The sequence below is a fragment of the Mycobacterium sp. NGS64 genome (assembly GCF_059812245.1).
The window spans coordinates 139,199-160,007 of sequence record NZ_JCALCI010000001.1 but is presented as its reverse complement, the minus strand read 5'-3'; the positions used below and the strand labels follow the sequence as shown (position 1 = coordinate 160,007).

Sequence of the window (20,809 nt, the reverse complement as noted above, 5' to 3'; positions counted from 1 at the left end):
AACTCGAGGGCACCATGACCACACAGATCCCGCACTTCATCGATGGGAAACGCACCGCCGGCCAGTCCAGCCGCACCGCCGACGTCTTGAACCCCAGCACCGGCGAGGTGCAGGCGAAGGTTCCGATGGCCGGCAAGGCCGACGTCGACGCCGCGGTGGCCTCGGCCGTCGAGGCCCAAAAGGATTGGGCGGCATGGAATCCGCAGCGACGGGCGCGGGTGATGATGCGCTTCATCGAACTGGTCAACTCCAACAGCGACGAGCTCGCCGAGCTGCTGTCCCTCGAGCACGGCAAGACGGTCGCCGATTCCAAGGGCGACATCCAGCGCGGCATCGAGGTCATCGAGTTCTGCATCGGGATCCCGCACCTGCTCAAGGGCGAGTACAGCGAGGGCGCCGGCCCGGGCATCGACGTCTACTCGTTGCGCCAGCCCTTGGGCGTGGTCGCGGGCATCACGCCGTTCAACTTCCCGGCGATGATCCCGCTGTGGAAGGCCGGGCCGGCGCTGGCGTGCGGGAACGCGTTCGTGCTCAAGCCCAGTGAGCGTGACCCGTCGGTCCCGGTGCGCCTGGCCGAGCTGTTCTTGGAGGCGGGCCTGCCGCCGGGCGTGTTCCAGGTGGTGCACGGCGACAAGGAGGCCGTCGACGCGATCCTGCACCACCCCGACATCAAGGCCGTGGGTTTCGTCGGCAGCTCCGACATCGCGCACTACATCTACTCGACGGCCGCGGCCAACGACAAGCGGTCGCAGTGCTTCGGCGGCGCCAAGAACCACATGATCGTGATGCCCGACGCCGACCTCGACCAGGCCGTCGACGCGCTGATCGGCGCCGGGTACGGCAGTGCCGGCGAACGCTGCATGGCGATCAGCGTCGCCGTGCCGGTCGGCGAGCAGACCGCGGATCGGTTGCGCGCCAGGCTGATCGAGCGGATCAACAACCTGCGCGTGGGCCACAGCCTGGACCCCAAGGCCGACTACGGCCCGCTGGTCACCGAGGCCGCGCTGGCGCGGGTGCGCGACTACATCGGCCAGGGCGTGGCCGCCGGCGCCGAGCTGGTGATCGACGGGCGCGAGCGGGCCAGCGACGACCTGACGTTCGGAGACGCCAACCTCGAGGGCGGGTTCTTCATCGGCCCAACCCTTTTCGACCACGTCACCCCCGACATGTCGATCTACACCGACGAGATCTTCGGGCCGGTGCTGTGCATCGTAAGGGCGCACAACTACGAAGAAGCAGTGGCGCTTCCTTCTCAGCACGAGTACGGCAACGGGGTGGCGGTCTTCACCCGCGACGGTGACACCGCGCGCGACTTCGTGTCCCGGGTGCAGGTGGGCATGGTCGGGGTCAACGTGCCGATCCCGGTCCCGGTGGCCTACCACACCTTCGGCGGCTGGAAGCGCTCCGGCTTCGGCGACCTCAATCAGCACGGGCCGGCGTCGATCCAGTTCTACACCAAGGTCAAGACCGTCACGTCCCGGTGGCCGTCCGGCATCAAGGATGGCGCCGAATTCGTCATCCCGACAATGAATTAGACCCGCGACATGTTCACCCTGAACGACGACGAGCGGGTCATCACCGAGACGGCAGCCGCGTTCGCCGCCAAACGCCTCGCGCCGCACGCCCTGGAATGGGACGCCACCGAGCACTTCCCGACCGACGTGCTGCGTGAGGCCGCCGAACTGGGCATGGCGGCCATCTATTGCCGCGAGGACGTCGGGGGCAGCGGGCTGCGCCGGCTCGACGGGGTCCGCATCTTCGAGCAACTCGCGATCGCCGATCCCGTCACGGCCGCGTTCCTGTCCATCCACAACATGTGCGCGTGGATGATCGACAGCTTCGGCACCGCCGAACAACGCAAGGAGTGGATCCCGCGGTTGGCGCCGATGGACGCCATCGCCAGCTACTGCCTCACCGAGCCGGGCGCCGGCTCCGACGCGAGCGCGCTGAGCACCCGCGCGGTCAGACAGGGTGGCGACTACGTGCTCGACGGCGTCAAGCAGTTCATCTCGGGCGCCGGGGCCTCGGACGTGTACGTGGTGATGGCCAGGACCGGGGGCGAGGGCCCGCGCGGCATCTCCGCCTTCATCATCGAAAAAGACGCTCCCGGCCTGACTTTCGGCGCGCTCGAGGAGAAGATGGGCTGGCACGCCCAGCCCACCGCGCAGGTGATCCTCGACGGGGTGCGGGTGCCCGCCGACGCGATGCTGGGCGGCGCGGAGGGCGAGGGCGCCGGGTTCGGCATCGCGATGAACGGCCTCAACGGCGGTCGGCTCAACATCGCGGCGTGCTCGCTGGGCGGCGCGCAGGCCGCCTTCGACAAGGCGGGCGCCTACGTGCGGGAGCGCCACGCGTTCGGCAACTCCCTGCTCGACGAGCCGACCGTCCGGTTCACCCTGGCCGACATGGCCACCGGGCTGGAGACCTCGCGAATGATGTTGTGGCGGGCCGCAAGCGGGTTGGACGACGACGACCCGGACAAGGTCGAGCTGTGCGCGATGGCCAAGCGCTACGTCACCGACACCTGCTTCGAGGTGGCCGACAAGGCCCTGCAACTGCACGGCGGCTACGGCTACCTGCGCGAGTACGGTCTGGAGAAGATCGTCCGCGACCTGCGGGTGCACCGAATCCTGGAAGGCACCAACGAGATCATGCGGGTGGTCATCGGCCGCGCCGAGGCCGCCCGATTCAGGGCAAGCGCGTAGAAAGGCTCACAGATGACCCGGATTGCGTTCCTGGGATTGGGCCACATGGGCGGCCCGATGTCGGCGAACCTGGTCACCGCCGGTCACACCGTGCGCGGATTCGATCCTGTGCCGGCGGCGGTGGAGGCCGCGGTGGCCACGGGCGTCGAGGCGTTCGACAGCGCCGCCGACGCGGTGGCCGACGCGGACGTGGTGATCACCATGCTGCCCAACGGCGACATCGTGAAGCGCTGCTACGCCGACATCCTGCCCGCCGCGCGGGCGGGCGCGCTGTTCATCGACAGCTCCACGATTTCCGTCAGCGACGCCCGCGAGGTGCACGCGCTGGCCGAGGGGCACGGGATCGCGCAGCTGGACGCGCCGGTCTCCGGCGGGGTGAAGGGCGCCGTCGCCGGGACGCTGGCGTTCATGGTGGGCGGTGACGACTCCGCGGTGCAGCGGGCACGCCCGGTGCTGGAACCCATGGCGGGCAAGGTCATTCACTGCGGCGCCGCCGGCGCGGGCCAGGCCGCCAAGGTGTGCAACAACATGGTGCTGGCGGTGCAGCAGATCGCCGTCGGCGAGGCGTTCGTGTTGGCCGAGAAGCTCGGGCTGTCCGCCCAATCGCTGTTCGACGTCATCACCGGCGCGACGGGCAACTGCTGGGCGGTGCACACCAACTGCCCGGTGCCGGGCCCGGTCCCGACCTCGCCGGCCAACAACGACTTCAAGCCCGGTTTCGCGACCGCGCTGATGAACAAGGACCTGGGCCTGGCGATGGACGCCGTCACGTCCACCGGTTCGGCCGCGCCGCTGGGCACGCACGCCGCCGAGATCTACGCCAAATTCGCTGCCTCCCACGCGGACAAGGACTTCAGCGCCGTCATCGAGATGCTGCGCTCGAGTTAATTCAAGGCTGATCCGGAAAGCCCTGCGTCACTGCACGTATCGCCCGAGGAACGCGGCCAGCTGATCGGCCGGCCCGCGGCCGTGCGGGCACGGCCGCTCCACGGCGAACGGCTTGTCCGGCCCGCGGAATTGCGGGCCCACGAAAGCGCGCACCGCTTCGAGTTCCTCGGCTGCCAGCTCGGGATCGAGATCGGTGGACTGGCCGGTGGCGGCCGCCAGATCCCAGGCGTGGGTCAGCACGTCGCTGGTGCGCATCCCGATAAACATCTGTCCTGGGACCTCCCCGAACGGCAGCTTGAACGTGATGGTCATCCCGTCCGGGGCCGCGAAGACCTCCTGCGCGGCAGCGGCGGACGCCCGGTGCGCCGCCACGATGTCGTCGGGACGTGCCGGCGGCTTCTCGGCGCGGCCCGCCAATATCGCGACGCGCTCGTTGCCGCCGATGACGTGCTCGATCAGGTCACGAATCGTCCACTCCGAGCAGGGCGTTCGGCCGCGGTACCGATCGGGGCTGACGTGGGCGAGGACGCCGGCGAACGCGTCCTGTGCGCGCTGGTGAGCAACTAGTGCGTCCACGGTCCTGCCTTTCTCTCGTTGTTCAGAAGTCGCCCGCATTGCGGCGCAACGTTTCGATGGATGACACGAGCGCCGCAGCCTCGGCGGCATCCATTCCGATGTCGGCGAACACCTGCTCGTTGAGCGTGACGGTGGCGTCCTCGACGGTGGAGCGGCCAAGATCGGTGATGGCCACCAGCGTCGTGCGCCCGTCGGTGGGGTGCGGCACCCGCTGCACCAGCCCGTCGGCCTCCAGCCGGCGGATGGCGTGGGTCACGCTGGTCACGTGCACCTGCAGGCGATCGGACGCCTTGGTGATCGGCAGCGCCCCGGTCCGGCTGAACGCCAGCAGCCGCAACAACTCGTAGCGGGAGAAACTCAGGTCATAGGGGCGCAGCGCGGTCTCGACGCGGGCCAGCAGGATCTGGTGCGCGCGCATCACCGAGGTGACGGCGACCATGCCCTCCGACACGTCGCCCCACCCGGCGCGCTCCCAGTTGGCCCGCGCCGCGGCGATCGGATCGCGTTTCGGGCTCGATGCGGCCACGCCCTTTCTTACCGCATCTGGGACCGAATCGGGACCTTTCCTATTGCCGACAGCACCGCCAGGGTCGACGCGCGGTTACCCACGGTGATCCGCGCGCCGCCGTCCGGGTAGTGGCGGACACGCAGCCCGCTGTCCGCGAACACCTCATGCCACTGCCTACCCCTCGAGGGCAGGTACATGAAGTTCGCGTGGGCGTCCGTGGTGTAGATGTCCAACGCGCTCAGCCGCATCCGCAGATAGCGGCGTTCGGCGTTGATCGACTGGATCCGTTGCCGCAGTTGGTCTTCGGCGTCGTACGACGCCGCGACCGCAAGCAGACTGGTGAGCGCGATGCCGAACGGCAACTGCTGGGACCACAGGGTGGCGGCCAGCTCGGGCGACGCGAGGCCGTAGCCGATGCGCAGCCCGGCCAGCCCGTAGGCCTTGGAGAACGTCCGGACCACCAGGACGTTGGGAAAACGCGCGAGCAGCGCCGCGACGTCGATGCGGTGCTCGGGCGCGGCGAACTCGATGTAGGCCTCGTCGAGCAGCACGACGGTGTCGCGCGGCACCCGGCACAAAAACCGCGCCACCTCGTCCGCGCTCTCCATCGTGCCGGTCGGGTTGTGCGGTCGGCATAGCACCACGACCCGGGCATCCACGGCGGCGTCGGCCAGCCCGTCGAGGTCGTTGTGGCCGTCCGCGTCGAGGGGTACGAGCAGCGGGTGCAGCCGGGCCATCCGGGCGATGATCGGATAACCGTCGAAGGTCGGCGACGCCATCGCGACCTTGTCCCCCGGGGCGGTCAGCGCGTGCAGGGCCTGCAACGCCACGCCCGTCGCGCCGGCGCCGAGCACCACCTGCTCGGCGGGCAGGCCGGCGTGGCCGGCGATCAGCCCGCGCAGCCGTTCGGGCAGGAATTCCGGATACCGGTTGACCGCGTAGATCGAGCGGATCAACGCCGAGCGCACCGCCGGCAACGGCGGGAACGGATTCTCGTTGAGCGACAACGCAAGCGGGTCGATCGCGGTGGGAAACGCCTCGTCGATGTCGTCGGCGAACGGGCTGCGGACGGGTTGCATCAGCGCCGTCCGCCCCAGCGCACCGCCGCCGCACCGGCGAAGTCACCGGCGTGCGCGAAGGCAGCCATCAGCACCACGTCGCCCGCCTCGAGCTGACCGTCGGATATCGCATGGTCGAGGTTGACCGGGATGCCGGCGCCGAACAGGTTGCCGCACTGATCGAAGGTGTCGCGGTGGCGTTCGGGCGGCAGCTCCAGGGCCTCGCGCCAGTTACGCAGGAACACCCGGTTGGGCTGGTTGGTGACCAGCAGGTCGATGTCCTTGGAAGACACGCCGATTCGGTCGCAGACCGCCAGCGCCACCTCGGGCACCTGCCGGTTGCCGCGGGCCAGCACCTTGGTGATCTTGCTTTCGGTGAAGCCGATCGAGCCCTCGCCCAGTCCCGCCTGCCACCACTTGCGGGGCGGGTTGAAGGACAGCGTCATCTCGCCGGCGTATTCGCCGTAGGTGCGGCACTCGACGTCGAGGATCGGGGACTGATCACCCACGGTGACCAGGGCCGCCGCCGCCCCGTCGCCCGGCACCGCCGACTGCGCCTTGCGGCGGATCGTCGGCTGGTCGAAGAACTGCCCGGCGGCGTTTTGCGCGATCGCGATCAGCGCGGTGTGCCCCTCGCCCGTCGACAGCAGCTTGCGGGCCACGTTGAGCGCCAAGACGAATGCCGCGCAGCCGCCGTTGTTCAGGTCGAGCACCCACGACGGCCGCATGCCCAGCCGGTGCGCGATGCCGCCCCCCTGCCCGTAGAACGCCATGTCCGGCACCTGGGTGTGGGTGATCAGCACGTCGGCGCCCTCGACGACGTCGTGGCCGTGCCGCTCGATCAGGCCCTGCACCGCCTGTTCGATCATGTCGATCGAGCTTTCCTCCGGCGCGACGTGATGGCGAAACTTCGGGGCGCGGAACATGAGATTGTCGCGCAGGTCGTCGGATTCGGCGAATTGCGCGTAGTACTCGGCGCCGATCGGCTCACCGGGCAGATAGGTCGAGAGGTCGATCAGGCTCACGCTCGGATTGGCCATGGTTCACCTCATCCACTTCGGGGTCACCGGCAGCCCGTTGCGGTGCCGGTACTCGGCGATGGCTTTGAGGTTCTTCAGCTCCAGCAGATGGCCGGCGCCGAACATGTCCCAGAAATCGCCCACCCACACCGGGCGCTGCGGCGGCGCGGTCTCCGGGTACGGGTTTTCGTCGTAGAACGGGTGATGGCAATTCGTCCACAGCACAACGGAACCCGGCTTGTCCAGAACCGTCTGCGCGTCGACGACCCGCATCAGGTAGATCATCCACAGGTGCTTGCCCTGGTCCCATGCGCAGTGGTAGTCGACGGTGCGGGCCTGTTCGTTGGTGACGGTCCGCGTGTAGATCTTGGTCTCCGAGCCGAGCCGGTCGTAGGCCAGCCACAGGCCGGGTTCGTCGGTGGGGGTGAAACCGCGCAGGCTGTAGGTCCACTCCTCGAGGCTGCGGGTGTCGGACATGTACTCGAACAACTCGTCCGGCGGGCAGTCGACGTAATCGTTGACGGTGCAGTACTCCCCGAAGACCTGGTCGTGCGGGTAGACCGAGCGCATCATGTCCATGATGATCGGGGTGGCCTTTTCCCGGGGGCTGGTTTCGATGCGGGTCACACCGTCGAGGGGCGTGGGGATGTCATCGAGCGCTGGCAGCGACATCGGTCCGGTTCTCCTTTGCGATTGACGTCAAGAACGGTGCGAACGGCGGCATCTCGTCGGCGGCGCATTCAACGCTGACCACGGCGGGCCCGTCGGTGGCCAGCACCGCGCGCATCCAGGCAGCCAGGTGATCGAGGTCGTCGACGTCGACGGCCGTCAGCCCCGGGAACATCGCCGCCAGCCCGGCGCCCAGCCGGCTGGACCGAAATCGGTTGTAGCTGTACAGGTCGTCGTAGAAGAGCTGCTCGCGGGTCACGCACATGGCGTGGGCGTTGTTGTTGAAGACCACGAACGTCACCGGCAGCCGGTACTGCAACGCGGTGTGCACCTCCATGCCGTGCATGAAGAATGCCCCGTCCCCGGCCACCACCACGGTGCGCCCGGGGGGCCGCCCGCTGTTCGCGCGGCCGAGCGCCATGCCGATGCCGGCGCCAAAGCTGTAGCCCATGCCGCCCATGCCCAGCGCGACCGCGAACCTGCCGTCCCGGCGGGCCGGCAGATAGTGGATCGCCGCCGCGCCGGTGTTGCCGGCATCCACGACGATGTCCGCGCCGTCGGGCAGGCAGCGATCCAGCACCGTCATCGCATCCCGGTAGCGCACCCCGGGCCCGTCGCACGGGGGCGGGGACAATTCGGTGTGCCGCACCGCGTCGGGCACCCGCACCCTCGCCGGCCGTCCCGGCCCGGACAGCGCCTGGGTCAGCATGCGCAGCGAGCCGCGCAGGTCGTCGGTGTGGACGTGCGTGCACGGAACGTACGGCGGCGCCGAGCCGATCGAGACGGTCCGCACCGCCGCGAGGGCGTCGTCGAGCCCGGTGCGCGCGGTGACCGACAGGCGCGTGCCGACCACCAGGCACACGGCGCTGCCGGCCACCGCTTCAACCACACCGGGGTGGCCCATGACTCCGGTCACCCCCAGCGCGGACGACGATCCGAGACCCGGTGTGCCGGCGACGTCCTTGGCATCGGGCACGGTCGCCACCCGCGCCCGCAGCACCGCGCGCAGGGCCTCCAGCTCGGCGCGGGCGTTGTCGCGGGCGACCTGCTCGCCGACGATGATGGTGACCGGGCCGTTCGCGTCGCGCAGCAGCCCGGCGATCGGATGCGGGTTGCCGATGGGGCGCAGTTCCTCGGTGGGCCACCCGTTCTGCCCGCAAATCACGCTGCCCTGCTGAATGTCCTTGGGCAGCAACAGCACCGCTGGCCCGCCGGTGCGTGCCGCGGCGATCGCCCTGGACAGCGCCGCCGGGGCGTCGGCCGGGCGCAGCACCCGCTCGCACGACACTGACACCGCGGAAAACAACGCCAGCGCGTTCAGCGAGCCGTTCTCGCCGCTGGTGTCCTGAAAGCTGCCGCGGCCGTCCAGAGCGGTCGGGGCTTGACCGACCAGGGCCAGCACCGGGACCCGGCTGGTCAGCGACTCCCCAAGGGCAGCAACAAGATTCAGCGCCCCGCCGCCCGACGTCGCGGCGACCACGCCCAGCCCGGAGCCCAGCCCGGCCCCGCTACGGCTGTACCCGTCGGCCATGGCGGCGGCGGAGAATTCGTGCTTGGCCAGCACGGCGGTGATGTCGCTGCGGAAGTGCGCGGCGTCGTAGAGATCCTCGATGTTGGCGCCGTCGACACCGAAGATGTGGTCGACGCCGACCGAGGCGAGCCGCTCGACGATGTGGTCGACCACTCGCTGCTTCCTGGGCATGCCTGTAACACGACGCGCGGCGAACTTGAGTTCACCGCGCGTCGGTTTTTACAGACGGGTTACAGCGAGCGCTGCAGCAGAACCTGCCCGCTGTCAGCGGAAACCACTTGCACGGCAGCGATCTGGTCGACCGGCGTCGAGATGCTGCCCGCGGGCGTGGCGGTGTGACCGGGTTCGGCCACCCACGTCGCCAACCGGGTTTGGCTGCCGTCGCGACCCACGACGACCATCGCCAGCGTGTCGTGGTGTGCGTTCAGCGGGGCCAGGCAGACACACTTCAGGTTGATCGACGTCCCCCAATGTTGGCTGGACAGCTGCACCGTGGAGGCCAACAGGGTGGTGCTGATCTGCGCCATCGGCTGCGAGGAGCCGGCCACCTGCTGCGCGGGCGCCGAGTTCCCCTGCACCCCGACCAGCACGCCGATTCCCAGCACCGCGGCCGCGGCCGACGATGCCACCCACGTCGCCACCCGGGCGCGGCGCCGGCGCCAGCGCACGGTTGCGAGCAACGAGGGCAACAACTCAGGCGAGATCTCCGGCGCCGCCGTGACGGTGCGGCCGGACTCGTTCATCGCGGCCACCTGTTCGGCGTCGAGCTGGGACAGCAGGGCCGGCACGCCGCTCAGATCGGCGACGGCCTCCCGGCATGCCGGGCAGCCGGCCATGTGGGCCTCGAACTCGCGGCGGTCGGAAGCCGACAGCGACCCCAACACGTATGCGGCATCCCACATCGCGTAGCGGTGATCGTCTTCCACGGTCAACACCTCTTTGTCAAACGGGTTGTCACCCGGCGGGCCGATGCCCCGTAGCGGCGTCCTCATCTCGTCCATCTCCTGTCACCCATCAAGCATTCGGAGCCGACGACCGTCTGGATGGTCATCGCGTGACTCCAAGTTCCTGCAGAGTGAGCCGCAACGCCCGCACGGCATAGTGTAGTCGCGACTTCACGGTTCCTTCAGCGATCTCGAGATCGGTAGCAATCTGCGCGGTTGTCCAACCGCGGTAGTAGGACCGCTCGATCACCGCCCGGTGCTCGGCGGACAACTGCGTCATGGCCTCGGCTATCAGCAGCCGGTCCAGCGCCGCGTTCACCTCGTCCGGCGTCGACTGCTCGGGCGCCCCCGATTCGTCCAGCGAACCGACGACGTTGCGGTACCTGGCGCTGCGTCGGTCGTCGATGATCATGTTGCGCGCCACGGTGAACAACCACGCCCGCGCCGACCTCTCGGTGTCGCCAATGACCTCCGGATGTTGCCAGGCCCGCAGCAGCGTCTCCTGGACGACGTCCTCGGCCTGGCTGGCGTCCCCCGTCAACCGGAGCGCATAGCGCCACAGGACCGCGGCGTGTTCGTCGTAGAGCGCCTTCATCAGAGCGGCCTCGGCAGCAGCCCCGGACGCCCCCCGAGTGCCGGCCACACGAGCCACTCGATCACCTCCTGCCAACTGAAACGAGGCGAGCAGGCGTTTAGTTCAGCCGAGCGTCAGGATGCGCGGCCCGGAATCGGTCACCGCGACGGTGTGCTCCCAATGCGCCGCGCGCGACCCGTCGGCGGTCGTGACGGTCCATTCGTCGTCGAGCACCCTTGTTTTGCTGGTTCCCAGCGTCAGCATGGGTTCGATCGCGAGCACCGAGCCCGGGGCCAGCAGGGGACCCCGCCCGGGCGAGCCCTCGTTGGGCAGGAAGGGGTCCATGTGCATTTGCCGGCCGATGCCGTGGCCGCCGTAGCCCTCCACGATCCCGAACGCGAGCCCGTAGCGGGCCGCGGCGGCGCGGGTGCCCATCTCGATTGCGTGCGCCACGTCGGTCAGCCGGTTGCCGACGACCATCGCCGCGATGCCGGCCTGCAGCGATTCCCTGGTGGCGTCGCACAGCGCTTCGTCGGCCTCGTCCAGCGTCCCGACCCCGAAGGTGATGGCGGCGTCGCCGTGCCAGCCGTCCAGCACCGCGCCGCAGTCGATGGACACCAGGTCGCCGGGCGCCAGTACTTCGGCGGCGGACGGGATGCCGTGCACCACGCGGTCGTTGACGGAGGCGCAGATCGACGCCGGGTAGCCGTGATAGCCCAGGAACGACGGGACCGCCCCGGCCTCGCGGATCACCGACTCGGCGATCTCGTCGAGGCTGAGCGTGGACGCCCCCTCGACCGCGGCCGCGTGGACCGCCTGCAGCGCGGCGGCGACCACCGCGCCGGCCGCCGCCATCGCGTCGAGCTCACCGGGGCTGCGCTGCGGCACGACCCTGCGACTCCGCAGCCGCGCCAGCGCGCTCATGATTACTTGCCCAGCGCCCGCAGCGCGCGGGCGAACACCTCGTCCACCGTGCCGACCGCGTCGACCGTCTTCAATTCGCTGCTGTAGTACTCCAGCAGCGGCGCCGTCTCGTCGCGGTAGACCTTCATGCGGTTGAGGATGACGTCGTCGGTGTCGTCGGCCCGGCCGCGCCCCTTGAGCCGCTGCAGCAGCTCGTCCTGCGAGACGCGGAACTCGACCACCGCGTCGATGTCGCAGCCGCGGCGTTCGAGCATTTCGTGCAGCGCCTTGGCCTGCTCGAGGGAGCGCGGGTAGCCGTCCAGGATGAAGCCGTTGGTGCAGTCCGAATCGTCGAGCCGGTCGTCGACGAGCTGGTTGGTCAGCTCGGAGGGCACCAGGTCGCCGGCGTCCAGGTAGCGCTTGGCCTCCAGGCCGAGCTTGGTCCCGTTTTCGATGTTTTTGCGGAAGAGCTCCCCGGTCGAGATTTGCGGGATGCCAAGCTTTTCGGCGAGCTTTTGGGCCTGCGTACCCTTGCCCGCCCCGGGCGGTCCCAGCAAAACCACTCTCACTTGAGGAACCCTTCGTAGTTGCGCTGCATGAGTTGGCTCTCGATTTGTTTGACCGTATCCAAACCGACACCAATCATGATCAAAACCGCAGTGCCGCCAAACGGCAAATTCTGGACCGCTCCGCCATTGCCGATCTGCAGGAACAGGTTGGGCAGTACGGAAATGGCGCCCAGGTAAATCGAGCCCGGCAGCGTGATCCTGCTCAGCACGTAACGCAGATAATCCGCCGTCGGCTTGCCCGGCCGGATGCCCGGAATGAAGCCGCCGAACTTCTTCATCTCGTCGGCACGCTCGTCGGGGTTGAACGTGATCGACACGTAGAAGTACGTGAAGAAGATGATGAGGCCGAAGTAGATGCTGATGTAGACCGGATCGCTCGGGTCCGACAGGTAGCTGCCGACGAACTTGTCCCACCAGCTGTTGCCCACGCCGCCGCTGCCGCTGCGGATCAGCTGGGTGATCAGGTGCGGAATGTAGATCAGCGACGACGCGAAGATGACCGGAATAACGCCGGCCTGGTTGACCTTCAGCGGCAAATACGTCGACGTTCCGCCGTACATGCGCCGGCCCACCATGCGCTTGGCGTATTGCACCGGGATGCGGCGCTGGCCCTGCTCGACGAAGACCACGCCGACGATGATGAGCAGCGCGGCGCCGCAGACGGCGGCGAAGATGACCCCGCCGCGGCTGTCCAGGATGGACTTGCCCTCGGCCGGGATGCGCGCCGCGATGCCGACGAAGATCAGCAGCGACATGCCGTTGCCGATGCCGCGCTCGGTGACCAGCTCGCCCATCCACATCACCAGGGCCGCGCCGGCCGTCATCACCAGCACGATGACGACGAGCGTGAAGATTTTCTGGTCGGCGATGATGTCCAGCGAGCAGCCCTGCAGCAGGCCGCCGTTGGCGGCCAGCGCGACGATGCTGGTGGCCTGCAGGATGGCCAGCGCGATCGCCAGGTACCGGGTGTACTGGGTCATCTTGGCCTGGCCGGACTGGCCCTCTTTACGCAATTCCTCGAAACGTGGGATGACCACGGTCAGCAGCTGCACGATGATGCTCGCCGTGATGTAGGGCATTACGCCCACGGCGAACACGGTGAGCTTGAGCAGCGCGCCACCGGAGAACAGGTTGATCAGCGAATAGATCTGCCCGGCCTCGCCGCCGCTGGCCTCCTTGATGCACTGCTGCACGTTCGGGTAGTTCACCCCCGGAGAGGGCAATGCGGCGCCGACCCGATAGAGAAGGACGATGCCAAGCGTGAAGAGGATCTTCCGTCTCAGGTCGACTGTCCGCAGCGATGAGATGAAAGCCGAAAGCACTCTTCCTCCTGCGTCCTGCGTCTCGCGCCTAACACCCGCAGGCCAGGACGTACGGCGCCGCGCGTCAAACCGTGTACGAGACTAACAGCTGATCGGGACGGGACCTGCCAACACCCTTCGAGGCGTAGAGTTCGAATCGCTTGGCTCGTTGCATTTGCTAAATAAGTGGGAGCACCATGACGCGAACCGATCAGGACAGCTGGGACCTGGCCTCCAGCGTCGGCGCGACGGCAACGATGGTCGCCGCCGCCCGCGCGCTGGCCACCACCGAGACCGACGCGATCATCGACGACCCGTTCGCGGCGCCGCTGGTGCGCGCGGTCGGCCTGGACTTCTTCGTCCGCCTGATCGACGGCGAGGTGGCCCCGGGCGCCGACGACGGCACGGAACGGGACCTGCAACTCGAGACCGACTCGATCGCGGTGCGCACCCGCTTCTTCGACGATTTCTTCCTCAACGCCGCCCGCGACGGCATCCGCCAATCGGTGATCCTGGCCGCGGGCCTGGACGTGCGTGCCTACCGGCTGGCCTGGCCACCCGGCAGCGTGGTCTACGAGGTCGACCAGCCCAAGGTCGTCGAGTTCAAGACCGCCGCCATGGACAACCTGGGCGCGGCCCCGACCGCGGACCGGCGCACGGTCGCCGTCGATCTGCGCGACGACTGGCCGGAAGCGTTGCGCCGCAGCGGATTTGATGCGTCACAACCGACGTCGTGGAGCGCCGAAGGCTTGCTGATGTACCTTCCGCCCGACGCCCAGGACCGGCTCTTCGACAACATCACCGAGCTCAGCGCGCCCGGCAGCAAGCTGGCCACCGAGTACCACGGCGACTCCGGCCGCACGATGTCCCAACGCGCGCAGCAATTCAACCAGCGGTGGGCCAACCTGGGCTGCGACATCGACCTGTCCGGGCTGTTCTTCGACGGCGAGCGCAGCAACGTCGTCGACTACCTGGCCGGCAAGGGCTGGCAGGTGAGCACCCGGCCACGGCGGGAGTTCTTCGCCGACTACGGCCGCGTCTTCCCCGACGACGAGGAGTCGCAGCTGCGCAACATCATCGCCGTCACCGCCACGCTGGCCTGAGCGCGGCCTAGTTGGGCCTGGCCGGCGGCGTCCGGACCACCAGCGGCACGGCGGGGAAGCACCACGCCATCTCGGTGCGCGACTTGCGCAGCGCGGCGGTGCCGTAACCCTTCTTGCGGTGCTCCGGGTGGATCCAGATCCGGACGTTCACCTCGCCGCCGACCAGCTCGCCGAACACCATGCCCACTTTCTCGCCGGAGTCGACCGCCACGAACCACGCGGCCTCCTCGTCGCCGACGCGCCCCAGCGCCGCGCGGATCTCGTCGTCGAGATTGCCGGCCGGCCCGCCGGACCCGTCGCCGGCGGCGCCGACGTCCTCGGTGCGGGCGGCGAAGATGTCGCGGTCGGCGTCGGCGGAGAACGGCCGAAGCTCGAGGGTCTCCCCCGAGCTGGCGGGACGCTCGCCGAGCGTGAAGCTCAGCTGCTTGTTGAGGTCCTCCAGCTCGGCCAGGATCTTGCGGCGCGAGTCGATGGTCAGTTGAGCGAACGACATGCCCATCACCGCCTCGGCGGCCAGGTGGGACGTGTCGAGCAGGCGGACGATCGCCTCCACCGCCGCCGCCTTGTCCTCGGACTCCACCACGACGTCGGCGATTTCGTGCCGGCGTTCGAGGGCTTTCAACAGGGCGTCGGCGATCTCGCGACGGGCGGCTTTGCGGTCCTGGTCAGTCATTGCCACAGCCTAGACAGTTCCAGGAATCGTTGGTAGCGCTCGGCGGTCGGCTCCGCCCAGGCGGGGTCGGGCTCGACGACGCGCTCGGTGCGGGCCCACCGGCCCGCGTCGGTGATCGACGTCTCCAGGCCGACCGCCATCCGGCCCAGGAAGGCGGCCCCCAGCGCCGCGCCCTCGGCCACCGCGGACACCTCCACCGGCCGGCCGGTGGCGTCGGCGATGGCCTGCATCCACGACCCGACCCGGGTGCCGCCGCCGCAGGCGACGATGCGCGCCACCGGCGCGCCGCCCAGCTCGATGAGCTGACGCACGACGAAGCCCGCCGCCTCGTAGGCGGCCCGGCGCACGGCGGCCGGGTCGTGGGTGAGGTCGAGGGCGTCGAGCACGGCCCGGCGATCCGGGTCGTGAAACGGCGTGCGCTCCCCGCGGATGTAGGGCGACCACACCGGCACACGCCGCGGATCGGCCGTCGCCGGGTCACCCGGTCCGACCAGGCGGTCCACCCAGCCGAGGAACAGGCCGCCGGCGTTGCTGGCGCCGCCGATCTGGCTCTTGCCCGGGGTGGTATGCGGGATGGTCCACAGCCCGGGCACCTGCCGCGCCTCGGCGATCGTGTTCCACACGATCAGCGTGGTGCCACACAGCACCAGCACGTCGCCGTCGCGGTCGGCGCCCGCCACGATCTGTTCGCACAGGGCGTCGATGGCGCCGATCGCCAGCACGGCGCCCGTCCCGGGGAGCTGTCCCGCGGCCGTGCCGATCGTCTCCACCCGCGGCATCTGCTCGACGCTCGCGCCGCAGTCGGCGCAGGCCGCCGGGTCCCAACCCGTCCCGTCGAACAGCGGGTAGGCGGTGGCGGCGGTGGCGACGTCCAGCACCGCCTCGCCCGCCAGCGCGTGGTTGGCCACCGCGGGCGCGGGCCAGTACCCGGCCGCGCCGGGCGCCTGCGCCGACGTCCAGCGCAGGAACTCGGCGGCCTCGCCCAGCGCCGGAAGCGGCTTGTCGTCCGAGCCGGGCACCCGGCCCCTGCCGTCGCCGTACAACAGCCCGGGGGTCAGCGGCGCGCCCGCGGCGTCGACGGCGGTCAGCGAGGGCACCATCGCCGACACGGCCACCGCGCGGACCTCGGGTCCGGGGGCAAGGCGCTCCAGCGCCGCCACCGGCCCCCGGCGCCACGCCTCGTCGGCGTCGTGCTCGAGCCGGTCGGGCGCCGGCACCCGCAACGCGTGCGGAATGCGCACCCGCGCCGTCACCCGGCCGTCCGCGTCGGCGGCCACCGCCTTGACGGCGGTGCTGCCGACGTCGATGCCGATTGTGACGCCATCACGTGACACGGGCGTCACCGTACGCCAGCATTGGCGTCTGTGACATCGAGACCGCGCGCCCTGGTGACCGCGCCGCTGCGGGGGCCGGGATTCGACAAGCTCCGGCAACTGGCCGACGTGGTGTACGACCCCTGGATCGAGCAGACCCCGCTGCGGATCTACAGCCCCGAGCAACTGGCCGAGCGGATCGCGGCCGAGTCCGCCGATGTCGTTGTGGTGGAAGGTGACTCGGTGCGCGGCCCGGTATTCGAGCAGGGCCTGATTGCAATCGCGTCCACCCGGGGCGACCCGAACAACGTCGACATCGACGGGGCCACCGCGGCCGGCATCCCGGTGCTGAACACCCCGGCCCGCAACGCCGACGCGGTCGCCGAGATGGCGGTGGCGCTGCTGCTGGCCGTGACTCGGCACCTGCTGACCGCCGACGCGGATGTCCGCGGCGGCAACATCTTTCGCGACGGCAGCATTCCGTATCAGCGGTTCCGCGGCTGGGAGATCGCCGAGCGCACCGCCGGGCTGGTGGGCCTCGGCGCCGTCGGCCGGGCCACCCAGTGGCGGCTGGCCGGGCTGGGCATGCGGGTGATCGCGCACGACCCGTACAACGACGAGGCCCGCCACGGCCTGGACGAACTGCTCGCCGAGGCCGACGTGGTGTCCCTGCACGCGCCCGTCACCGACGACACCGCCGGCATGATCGGCGCGCAGCAGTTCGCGGCCATGCGCGACGGCGTCGTCTTCCTCAACACCGCCCGGGCGCAGCTGCACGACACCGACGCGCTCGTCGACGCGCTGCGCGGCGGCAAGGTGGCCGCCGCGGGCCTGGACCACTTCGTTGGCGAATGGCTGCCGGCCGATCACCCGTTGACCTCCCTGCCCAATGTCGTGCTGACGCCCCACATCGGGGGCGCCACGTGGAACACTGAGGCCCGGCAGGCGCAGATGGTAGCCGACGACCTGGAAGCGCTGCTGAGCGGCGAGACGCCCACCCATATCGTCAACCCGGAGGTGCTGGGCCCATGAAATCCGTCACCAACCCCGAGGACGCCGTGCTGGACGCGGCCAAGGACATGCTGCGCCGCGGCCTGGTCGAGGGCACCGCCGGCAACATCTCGGCGCGCCGCTCCGACGGCAACATCGTCATCACGCCGTCGTCGGTCGACTACCGCGACATGCAGCTGGACGACCTGGTGCTGATCGACCCGGACGGCGAGGTGCTGCGCGCCGCCGACGGCCGCTTCCCGTCGTCGGAGGCGAAGCTGCACCTGGCGTGCTACCAGGCGTTCGACGACATCGGCAGCGTCATCCACAGCCATCCGGTGTGGGCGACCATGTTCGCCATTGCCCACCAACCCATTCCGGCCTGCATCGACGAGTTCGCCGTCTACTGCGGCGGGGACGTCCGCTGCGCCGACTACGCCGCGTCCGGCACGCCCGAGGTCGGCACCAACGCGGTCAAGGCGCTCGAGGGCCGGGGCGCCGCGCTGATCGCCAACCACGGCCTGGTGGCCGTGGGGCCGCGGCCCGACAAGGCCCTGCACATCACCGCCCTGGTCGAGCGGACCGCCCAAATCGTCTGGGGGGCAAGGGCTCTCGGCGGTCCGGTGCCGATCCCCGACGAGGTGAACCGCAACTTCGCCGGCGTGTACGGCTACCTGCGCGCCAACGCCTAGATGCGCCGGGTCCGGTTCGGCCACGCGAGCGTCACCCGCGTGCTGGAGCTTCCGCTCCACCTGGGGACCCGTTTCTTCCCCGGGACCCCGGCGTCCGGTTGGCGGGACAACGCCGACCTGCTGGTGCCGGACTTCTTCGACCCCGAGACCGACGAGTGGCACGCCGCGGTGCAGAGCTGGGTCATCGAGGTCGACGGGCTGACCGTCGTCGTGGACACCGGGGTCGGCAACGATCGCGAGCGCCCGCACATGCCGTTCCTGGACCACCTGAACACCGGGTTCCTGGCGGCGCTGGCCGCGGCGGGTGTCGACCGCAACGCCGTCGACGTCGTGGTCAACACCCACGTCCACTCCGATCACGTCGGGTGGAACACCATGCTCGAGGACGGCGGCTGGGTGCCGACGTTCCCCAACGCCCGATACCTGGTGCCGGCCGCCGACTACCACCACTTCTCCCCCGAGGGGCCCGCCGGCGGGCAGCCCGGTGACCGGCTCGTGTTCGCGGACAGCGTCGCGCCCATCGACGCGGCGGGCCAGCTCGTGCAGTGGTCGGACGACTACCAGATCAGCCCATCGCTGCGCCTTCGACCGGCCCCCGGGCACACGCCGGGCTCGTCGGTGCTGTGGCTCGACGCGGGCCGGCCGGCGGTCTTCGTCGGCGATCTCACCCACAGCCCGCTGCAACTGCGTCGGCCGGCCGATGCCTGCGCCTTCGACGTCGACGCGCCGGCCGCCGCAGTGACCCGCCGCCGGATCTTCACCGAGGCCGTCGGCGCCAAGGCCGCCGTGATCCCCGCGCACTACGCGGGTCACGGCGGCGCCACCATCCGCGCCGTCGCCGACCGATTCGACGTCGAGGACTGGCTCGACATCGATACGGTGTGAGCCATGGCGTACCGCGTAGTCCAATGGTCGACCGGCAACATCGGCACTCGCGCCCTCGGCGTCCTGCTGGATCGCGACGACTTCGAGGTGGTGGGCGTCCACGCCTTCGGCCCGGACAAGGTGGGCCGCGACGCGGGCGAGCTGGCGGGCCAGGCCCCGGTCGGTGTCGCCGCGACCGACGACGTCGACGCGTTGATGGCGCTAAAACCGGATTGCGTGAACTACATGCCCCGCGCCATCGACTACGACCTGGTGGAAAGGATGCTGCGCGCCGGCATCAACGTCGTCACCACGGGGGATTTCGTGACCGGCACCCATCACCCGACCGAGCTCCCCGCGCTGCAGCAGGCGGCGCGACAGGGCGGTGCGACCTTCCTGGGAACGGGGTTCGAGCCGGGCTTCATCAACGTCGTCGCCGGATTCCTCACCGGCGCCTGCCGAACGGTCCGCAGCGTCAAGCTCGTCGAAACGCTGGACTGCACCACCTATCCCGTCCAGGACGTGTGGAAGGTGCTCGGATTCGGGAAAGCGCCCCGGGAGCCGGTGACGCACCTCGACCCCGGGACGCAGCGATATGGCCTGGGCTACTTCGAGACGCTGGACATGATCGCCACCATGCTGGGCACCGAGCTCGACTCCAAGGACGCGTTCGTCGAGCCCGCGGTGCTGACCCGGGATCTGAATCTGGGCTGGGTGGACTACGCCGCCGGCACCGCCGGGGGCCAGCGCCGCACCTATCGCGGCTTTCGCGGCGGCCGTCCGGTGGTCGAGCTGGCCATCTGCTGGACCATGAGCGACGACGCGCTCGACCCGAAATGGACCGACCCCAAGGGTTTTTCCGTGGTGATCGAGGGCCAACCACGCGTCGACGCGACGATCCGATTCGGCGAGCCCGGCCAGGACGCGATGACCGTGTTGATGGACAGCACCGCCGTTGCGGCGGTCAACGCCATACCGTTCCTGTGCGAGGCGCCTCCGGGCGTCATCACCCCGATCGACCTGCCGATCATGGGATCACCTGGGGCACTAGCGGTTTGAACCGCGCCACGCGCGGGGCGAGGTGCCGTGCGTGCGGCGGAAGAGCCTGCTGAAATAGCCCGGGTCGCCGATCCCGACGCGGCCGGCGACCTCCGCGATCGGCAGGTCCGTTTCGGTGAGCAACGTGCGGGCCTCGGCCATCCGGCGCTCGACGATCCACTCCTGCACGGTGCGCCCGGTGCGGCGCCGCACCACGGTGGTCAGGTGTCCCGGCGTGATGCCGAGTTCGCCCGCCACGTCGCGCAGCGACAACGGCTCGGCATGGCGGCGGTCGATCACCTCGAACACCTCGGCCAGCAGCGGCTCGCCGCTGCGCCGCAGGTCGCCGACCACGTCGACCGCCAGCCGGGAGAGGTCGATCAGCAGCAGCGTGAGATGTGCCAGCGACGCCTGCTGGTAACCCTCTTGGCGCACGGCCAGTTCGGTTTCGATCGACGCGATGGCACCCTCCCACGCCGGCCGCCGGTCCGCGGGCACATCCAGCCGCAGCAGTCCCCCGGATCGGCCGTGCAGGAACGGGAACAGCAGCGGATGCGCCCGCCACGTCGGCCATGGCGATCGCCCGTCCTCGCCCAGCGCCGCGGGATCGAAGAAGACCCCGACGCCGACATCGATACGACCCACTACCTGGGCGGGGTCAATCACCTCACCCGCCGCCAGTACATACACGCAGCCCGGACCAGGGCTGTACCAGAGCGCCGGAAAGTCGTGGATGTGTCGGCCGTGCTCCGGCAGGTCTTCGCGACTGGCCCGCAGCACCGACACCGGAGGGGTGTCCGGATCGGTCCGATATGCGTAAATCGGCACGCCCCTGCGATGCCGGACCATGCGAGCTGGCTGGGTCATGATGCGAAAAATAATCCTAGTTTC

22 protein-coding genes are annotated in these 20,809 nt (G+C 69.6%); 8 read left to right on the top strand and 14 right to left on the bottom strand.

What is annotated here, in order from left to right; genetic code table 11:
• The first annotated feature begins 14 nt into the window (after window positions 1-14).
• From AC5Y4S_RS00800 to mmsB, 3 genes are read left to right on the top strand one after another with little or no spacing between them, the layout of a single operon-like run.
• Window positions 15-1,535, top strand: coding sequence for a CoA-acylating methylmalonate-semialdehyde dehydrogenase (locus tag AC5Y4S_RS00800; protein ID WP_500029208.1), 1,521 nt, complete (start codon window positions 15-17; stop codon window positions 1,533-1,535).
• A 9-nt stretch (window positions 1,536-1,544) separates the two neighbouring features.
• Complete coding sequence (locus tag AC5Y4S_RS00795) at window positions 1,545-2,705, top strand: acyl-CoA dehydrogenase family protein (RefSeq protein WP_500029207.1); 1,161 nt, start codon at window positions 1,545-1,547, stop codon at window positions 2,703-2,705.
• A gap of 12 nt (window positions 2,706-2,717) precedes the next feature.
• Window positions 2,718-3,593, top strand: a complete 876-nt coding sequence (gene mmsB, locus AC5Y4S_RS00790; protein ID WP_500029206.1) for a 3-hydroxyisobutyrate dehydrogenase — start codon at window positions 2,718-2,720, stop codon at window positions 3,591-3,593.
• Window positions 3,594-3,620: 27 nt separating this feature from the next.
• On the opposite strand, the gene AC5Y4S_RS00785 is transcribed toward mmsB, so the two are convergent.
• The 11 genes from AC5Y4S_RS00785 to secY are packed head-to-tail and all read right to left on the bottom strand — an operon-like array spanning window position 3,621 to window position 13,266.
• The gene (locus AC5Y4S_RS00785; RefSeq protein WP_500029205.1) at window positions 3,621-4,169 is read right to left on the bottom strand and encodes a TIGR03086 family metal-binding protein; all 549 of its coding nucleotides are present in this window, start codon (window positions 4,167-4,169) and stop codon (window positions 3,621-3,623) included.
• Window positions 4,170-4,191: 22 nt separating this feature from the next.
• Window positions 4,192-4,695 carry a MarR family winged helix-turn-helix transcriptional regulator gene (locus AC5Y4S_RS00780; RefSeq protein WP_068129911.1) on the bottom strand — a complete coding sequence of 168 codons (504 nt, stop codon included), beginning with the start codon at window positions 4,693-4,695 and terminating at the stop codon, window positions 4,192-4,194.
• 8 nt (window positions 4,696-4,703) lie between these two features.
• Window positions 4,704-5,756, bottom strand: coding sequence for a pyridoxal phosphate-dependent aminotransferase (locus AC5Y4S_RS00775; protein WP_500029204.1), 1,053 nt, complete (start codon window positions 5,754-5,756; stop codon window positions 4,704-4,706).
• Window positions 5,756-6,775 (bottom strand): 3-oxoacyl-ACP synthase III family protein, encoded by a 1,020-nt coding sequence (locus AC5Y4S_RS00770; protein ID WP_500029203.1) that lies wholly within the window; start codon window positions 6,773-6,775, stop codon window positions 5,756-5,758. The genes AC5Y4S_RS00775 and AC5Y4S_RS00770 overlap by 1 nt, the downstream gene beginning before the upstream one ends.
• A gap of 3 nt (window positions 6,776-6,778) precedes the next feature.
• A complete protein-coding gene (locus tag AC5Y4S_RS00765; protein ID WP_500029202.1) occupies window positions 6,779-7,426 on the bottom strand; it encodes a DUF8713 domain-containing protein in 648 nt (215 codons plus the stop codon).
• Window positions 7,404-9,125, bottom strand: a complete 1,722-nt coding sequence (locus tag AC5Y4S_RS00760) for a thiamine pyrophosphate-binding protein (RefSeq protein WP_500029201.1) — start codon at window positions 9,123-9,125, stop codon at window positions 7,404-7,406. Before AC5Y4S_RS00760 ends, AC5Y4S_RS00765 begins: the two co-directional genes overlap by 23 nt.
• 59 nt (window positions 9,126-9,184) lie before the next feature.
• Window positions 9,185-9,946 carry an anti-sigma factor family protein gene (locus AC5Y4S_RS00755; RefSeq protein WP_500032005.1) on the bottom strand — a complete coding sequence of 254 codons (762 nt, stop codon included), beginning with the start codon at window positions 9,944-9,946 and terminating at the stop codon, window positions 9,185-9,187.
• Between the two features lie 55 nt (window positions 9,947-10,001).
• Window positions 10,002-10,550 carry a sigma-70 family RNA polymerase sigma factor gene (locus AC5Y4S_RS00750; RefSeq protein WP_081665372.1) on the bottom strand — a complete coding sequence of 183 codons (549 nt, stop codon included), beginning with the start codon at window positions 10,548-10,550 and terminating at the stop codon, window positions 10,002-10,004.
• Window positions 10,551-10,595: 45 nt separating this feature from the next.
• On the bottom strand, window positions 10,596-11,396 hold the full coding sequence (gene map / locus AC5Y4S_RS00745) for a type I methionyl aminopeptidase (RefSeq protein WP_500029200.1): 801 nt from the start codon (window positions 11,394-11,396) through the stop codon (window positions 10,596-10,598).
• A 2-nt stretch (window positions 11,397-11,398) separates the two neighbouring features.
• Window positions 11,399-11,944, bottom strand: a complete 546-nt coding sequence (locus AC5Y4S_RS00740) for an adenylate kinase (RefSeq protein ID WP_500029199.1) — start codon at window positions 11,942-11,944, stop codon at window positions 11,399-11,401.
• Window positions 11,941-13,266 (bottom strand): preprotein translocase subunit SecY, encoded by a 1,326-nt coding sequence (gene secY / locus AC5Y4S_RS00735; protein ID WP_068104521.1) that lies wholly within the window; start codon window positions 13,264-13,266, stop codon window positions 11,941-11,943. The genes AC5Y4S_RS00740 and secY overlap by 4 nt, the downstream gene beginning before the upstream one ends.
• A 176-nt stretch (window positions 13,267-13,442) precedes the next feature.
• Between secY and AC5Y4S_RS00730 the strand changes: the two genes are divergently transcribed.
• Window positions 13,443-14,348: a class I SAM-dependent methyltransferase gene (locus tag AC5Y4S_RS00730; protein WP_500029198.1), complete on the top strand. Its 906-nt coding sequence runs from the start codon at window positions 13,443-13,445 to the stop codon at window positions 14,346-14,348.
• Window positions 14,349-14,355: 7 nt separating this feature from the next.
• On the opposite strand, the gene AC5Y4S_RS00725 is transcribed toward AC5Y4S_RS00730, so the two are convergent.
• Both AC5Y4S_RS00725 and AC5Y4S_RS00720 read right to left on the bottom strand, forming a co-directional pair.
• The gene (locus AC5Y4S_RS00725) at window positions 14,356-15,021 is read right to left on the bottom strand and encodes a GNAT family N-acetyltransferase (protein WP_500029197.1); all 666 of its coding nucleotides are present in this window, start codon (window positions 15,019-15,021) and stop codon (window positions 14,356-14,358) included.
• Window positions 15,018-16,355 carry a xylulokinase gene (locus tag AC5Y4S_RS00720; protein WP_500029196.1) on the bottom strand — a complete coding sequence of 446 codons (1,338 nt, stop codon included), beginning with the start codon at window positions 16,353-16,355 and terminating at the stop codon, window positions 15,018-15,020. The genes AC5Y4S_RS00725 and AC5Y4S_RS00720 overlap by 4 nt, the downstream gene beginning before the upstream one ends.
• A 30-nt stretch (window positions 16,356-16,385) precedes the next feature.
• Here AC5Y4S_RS00720 and AC5Y4S_RS00715 point away from each other — a divergent pair, with 30 nt between their 5' ends.
• From AC5Y4S_RS00715 to AC5Y4S_RS00700, 4 genes are read left to right on the top strand one after another with little or no spacing between them, the layout of a single operon-like run.
• Entirely contained in the window at window positions 16,386-17,366 is a 981-nt protein-coding gene (locus AC5Y4S_RS00715) for an NAD(P)-dependent oxidoreductase (RefSeq protein ID WP_500029195.1), read from the top strand.
• Window positions 17,363-18,016 (top strand): L-fuculose-phosphate aldolase, encoded by a 654-nt coding sequence (locus AC5Y4S_RS00710; protein WP_500029194.1) that lies wholly within the window; start codon window positions 17,363-17,365, stop codon window positions 18,014-18,016. Before AC5Y4S_RS00715 ends, AC5Y4S_RS00710 begins: the two co-directional genes overlap by 4 nt.
• On the top strand, window positions 18,017-18,901 hold the full coding sequence (locus AC5Y4S_RS00705) for an MBL fold metallo-hydrolase (protein WP_500029193.1): 885 nt from the start codon (window positions 18,017-18,019) through the stop codon (window positions 18,899-18,901).
• Window positions 18,902-18,904: 3 nt separating this feature from the next.
• The gene (locus AC5Y4S_RS00700) at window positions 18,905-19,939 is read left to right on the top strand and encodes an NAD(P)H-dependent amine dehydrogenase family protein (RefSeq protein WP_500029192.1); all 1,035 of its coding nucleotides are present in this window, start codon (window positions 18,905-18,907) and stop codon (window positions 19,937-19,939) included.
• Here AC5Y4S_RS00700 and AC5Y4S_RS00695 read toward each other — a convergent pair.
• A complete protein-coding gene (locus AC5Y4S_RS00695) occupies window positions 19,928-20,785 on the bottom strand; it encodes a helix-turn-helix transcriptional regulator (protein ID WP_500029191.1) in 858 nt (285 codons plus the stop codon). The two genes, AC5Y4S_RS00700 and AC5Y4S_RS00695, sit on opposite strands and share 12 nt — an antisense overlap.
• Between the last annotated feature and the right edge of the window lie 24 nt (window positions 20,786-20,809).

Excerpts from the sequence above, each read along its gene's own strand:
- AC5Y4S_RS00710 (WP_500029194.1), top strand. The coding sequence starts at position 17,363 with ATGAAATCCGTCACCAACCCCGAGGACGCCGTGCTGGACGCGGCCAAG.
- AC5Y4S_RS00695 (WP_500029191.1), bottom strand. The coding sequence starts at position 20,785 with ATGACCCAGCCAGCTCGCATGGTCCGGCATCGCAGGGGCGTGCCGATT.
- AC5Y4S_RS00775 (WP_500029204.1), bottom strand. The coding sequence starts at position 5,756 with ATGCAACCCGTCCGCAGCCCGTTCGCCGACGACATCGACGAGGCGTTT.
- AC5Y4S_RS00725 (WP_500029197.1), bottom strand. The coding sequence starts at position 15,021 with ATGACTGACCAGGACCGCAAAGCCGCCCGTCGCGAGATCGCCGACGCC.
- AC5Y4S_RS00730 (WP_500029198.1), top strand. The coding sequence starts at position 13,443 with ATGACGCGAACCGATCAGGACAGCTGGGACCTGGCCTCCAGCGTCGGC.
- AC5Y4S_RS00700 (WP_500029192.1), top strand. The coding sequence starts at position 18,905 with ATGGCGTACCGCGTAGTCCAATGGTCGACCGGCAACATCGGCACTCGC.
- AC5Y4S_RS00800 (WP_500029208.1), top strand. The coding sequence starts at position 15 with ATGACCACACAGATCCCGCACTTCATCGATGGGAAACGCACCGCCGGC.
- AC5Y4S_RS00755 (WP_500032005.1), bottom strand. The coding sequence starts at position 9,946 with ATGAGGACGCCGCTACGGGGCATCGGCCCGCCGGGTGACAACCCGTTT.
- AC5Y4S_RS00705 (WP_500029193.1), top strand. The coding sequence starts at position 18,017 with ATGCGCCGGGTCCGGTTCGGCCACGCGAGCGTCACCCGCGTGCTGGAG.
- AC5Y4S_RS00795 (WP_500029207.1), top strand. The coding sequence starts at position 1,545 with ATGTTCACCCTGAACGACGACGAGCGGGTCATCACCGAGACGGCAGCC.
- AC5Y4S_RS00770 (WP_500029203.1), bottom strand. The coding sequence starts at position 6,775 with ATGGCCAATCCGAGCGTGAGCCTGATCGACCTCTCGACCTATCTGCCC.
- map (WP_500029200.1), bottom strand. The coding sequence starts at position 11,396 with ATGAGCGCGCTGGCGCGGCTGCGGAGTCGCAGGGTCGTGCCGCAGCGC.
- mmsB (WP_500029206.1), top strand. The coding sequence starts at position 2,718 with ATGACCCGGATTGCGTTCCTGGGATTGGGCCACATGGGCGGCCCGATG.
- AC5Y4S_RS00765 (WP_500029202.1), bottom strand. The coding sequence starts at position 7,426 with ATGTCGCTGCCAGCGCTCGATGACATCCCCACGCCCCTCGACGGTGTG.
- AC5Y4S_RS00760 (WP_500029201.1), bottom strand. The coding sequence starts at position 9,125 with ATGCCCAGGAAGCAGCGAGTGGTCGACCACATCGTCGAGCGGCTCGCC.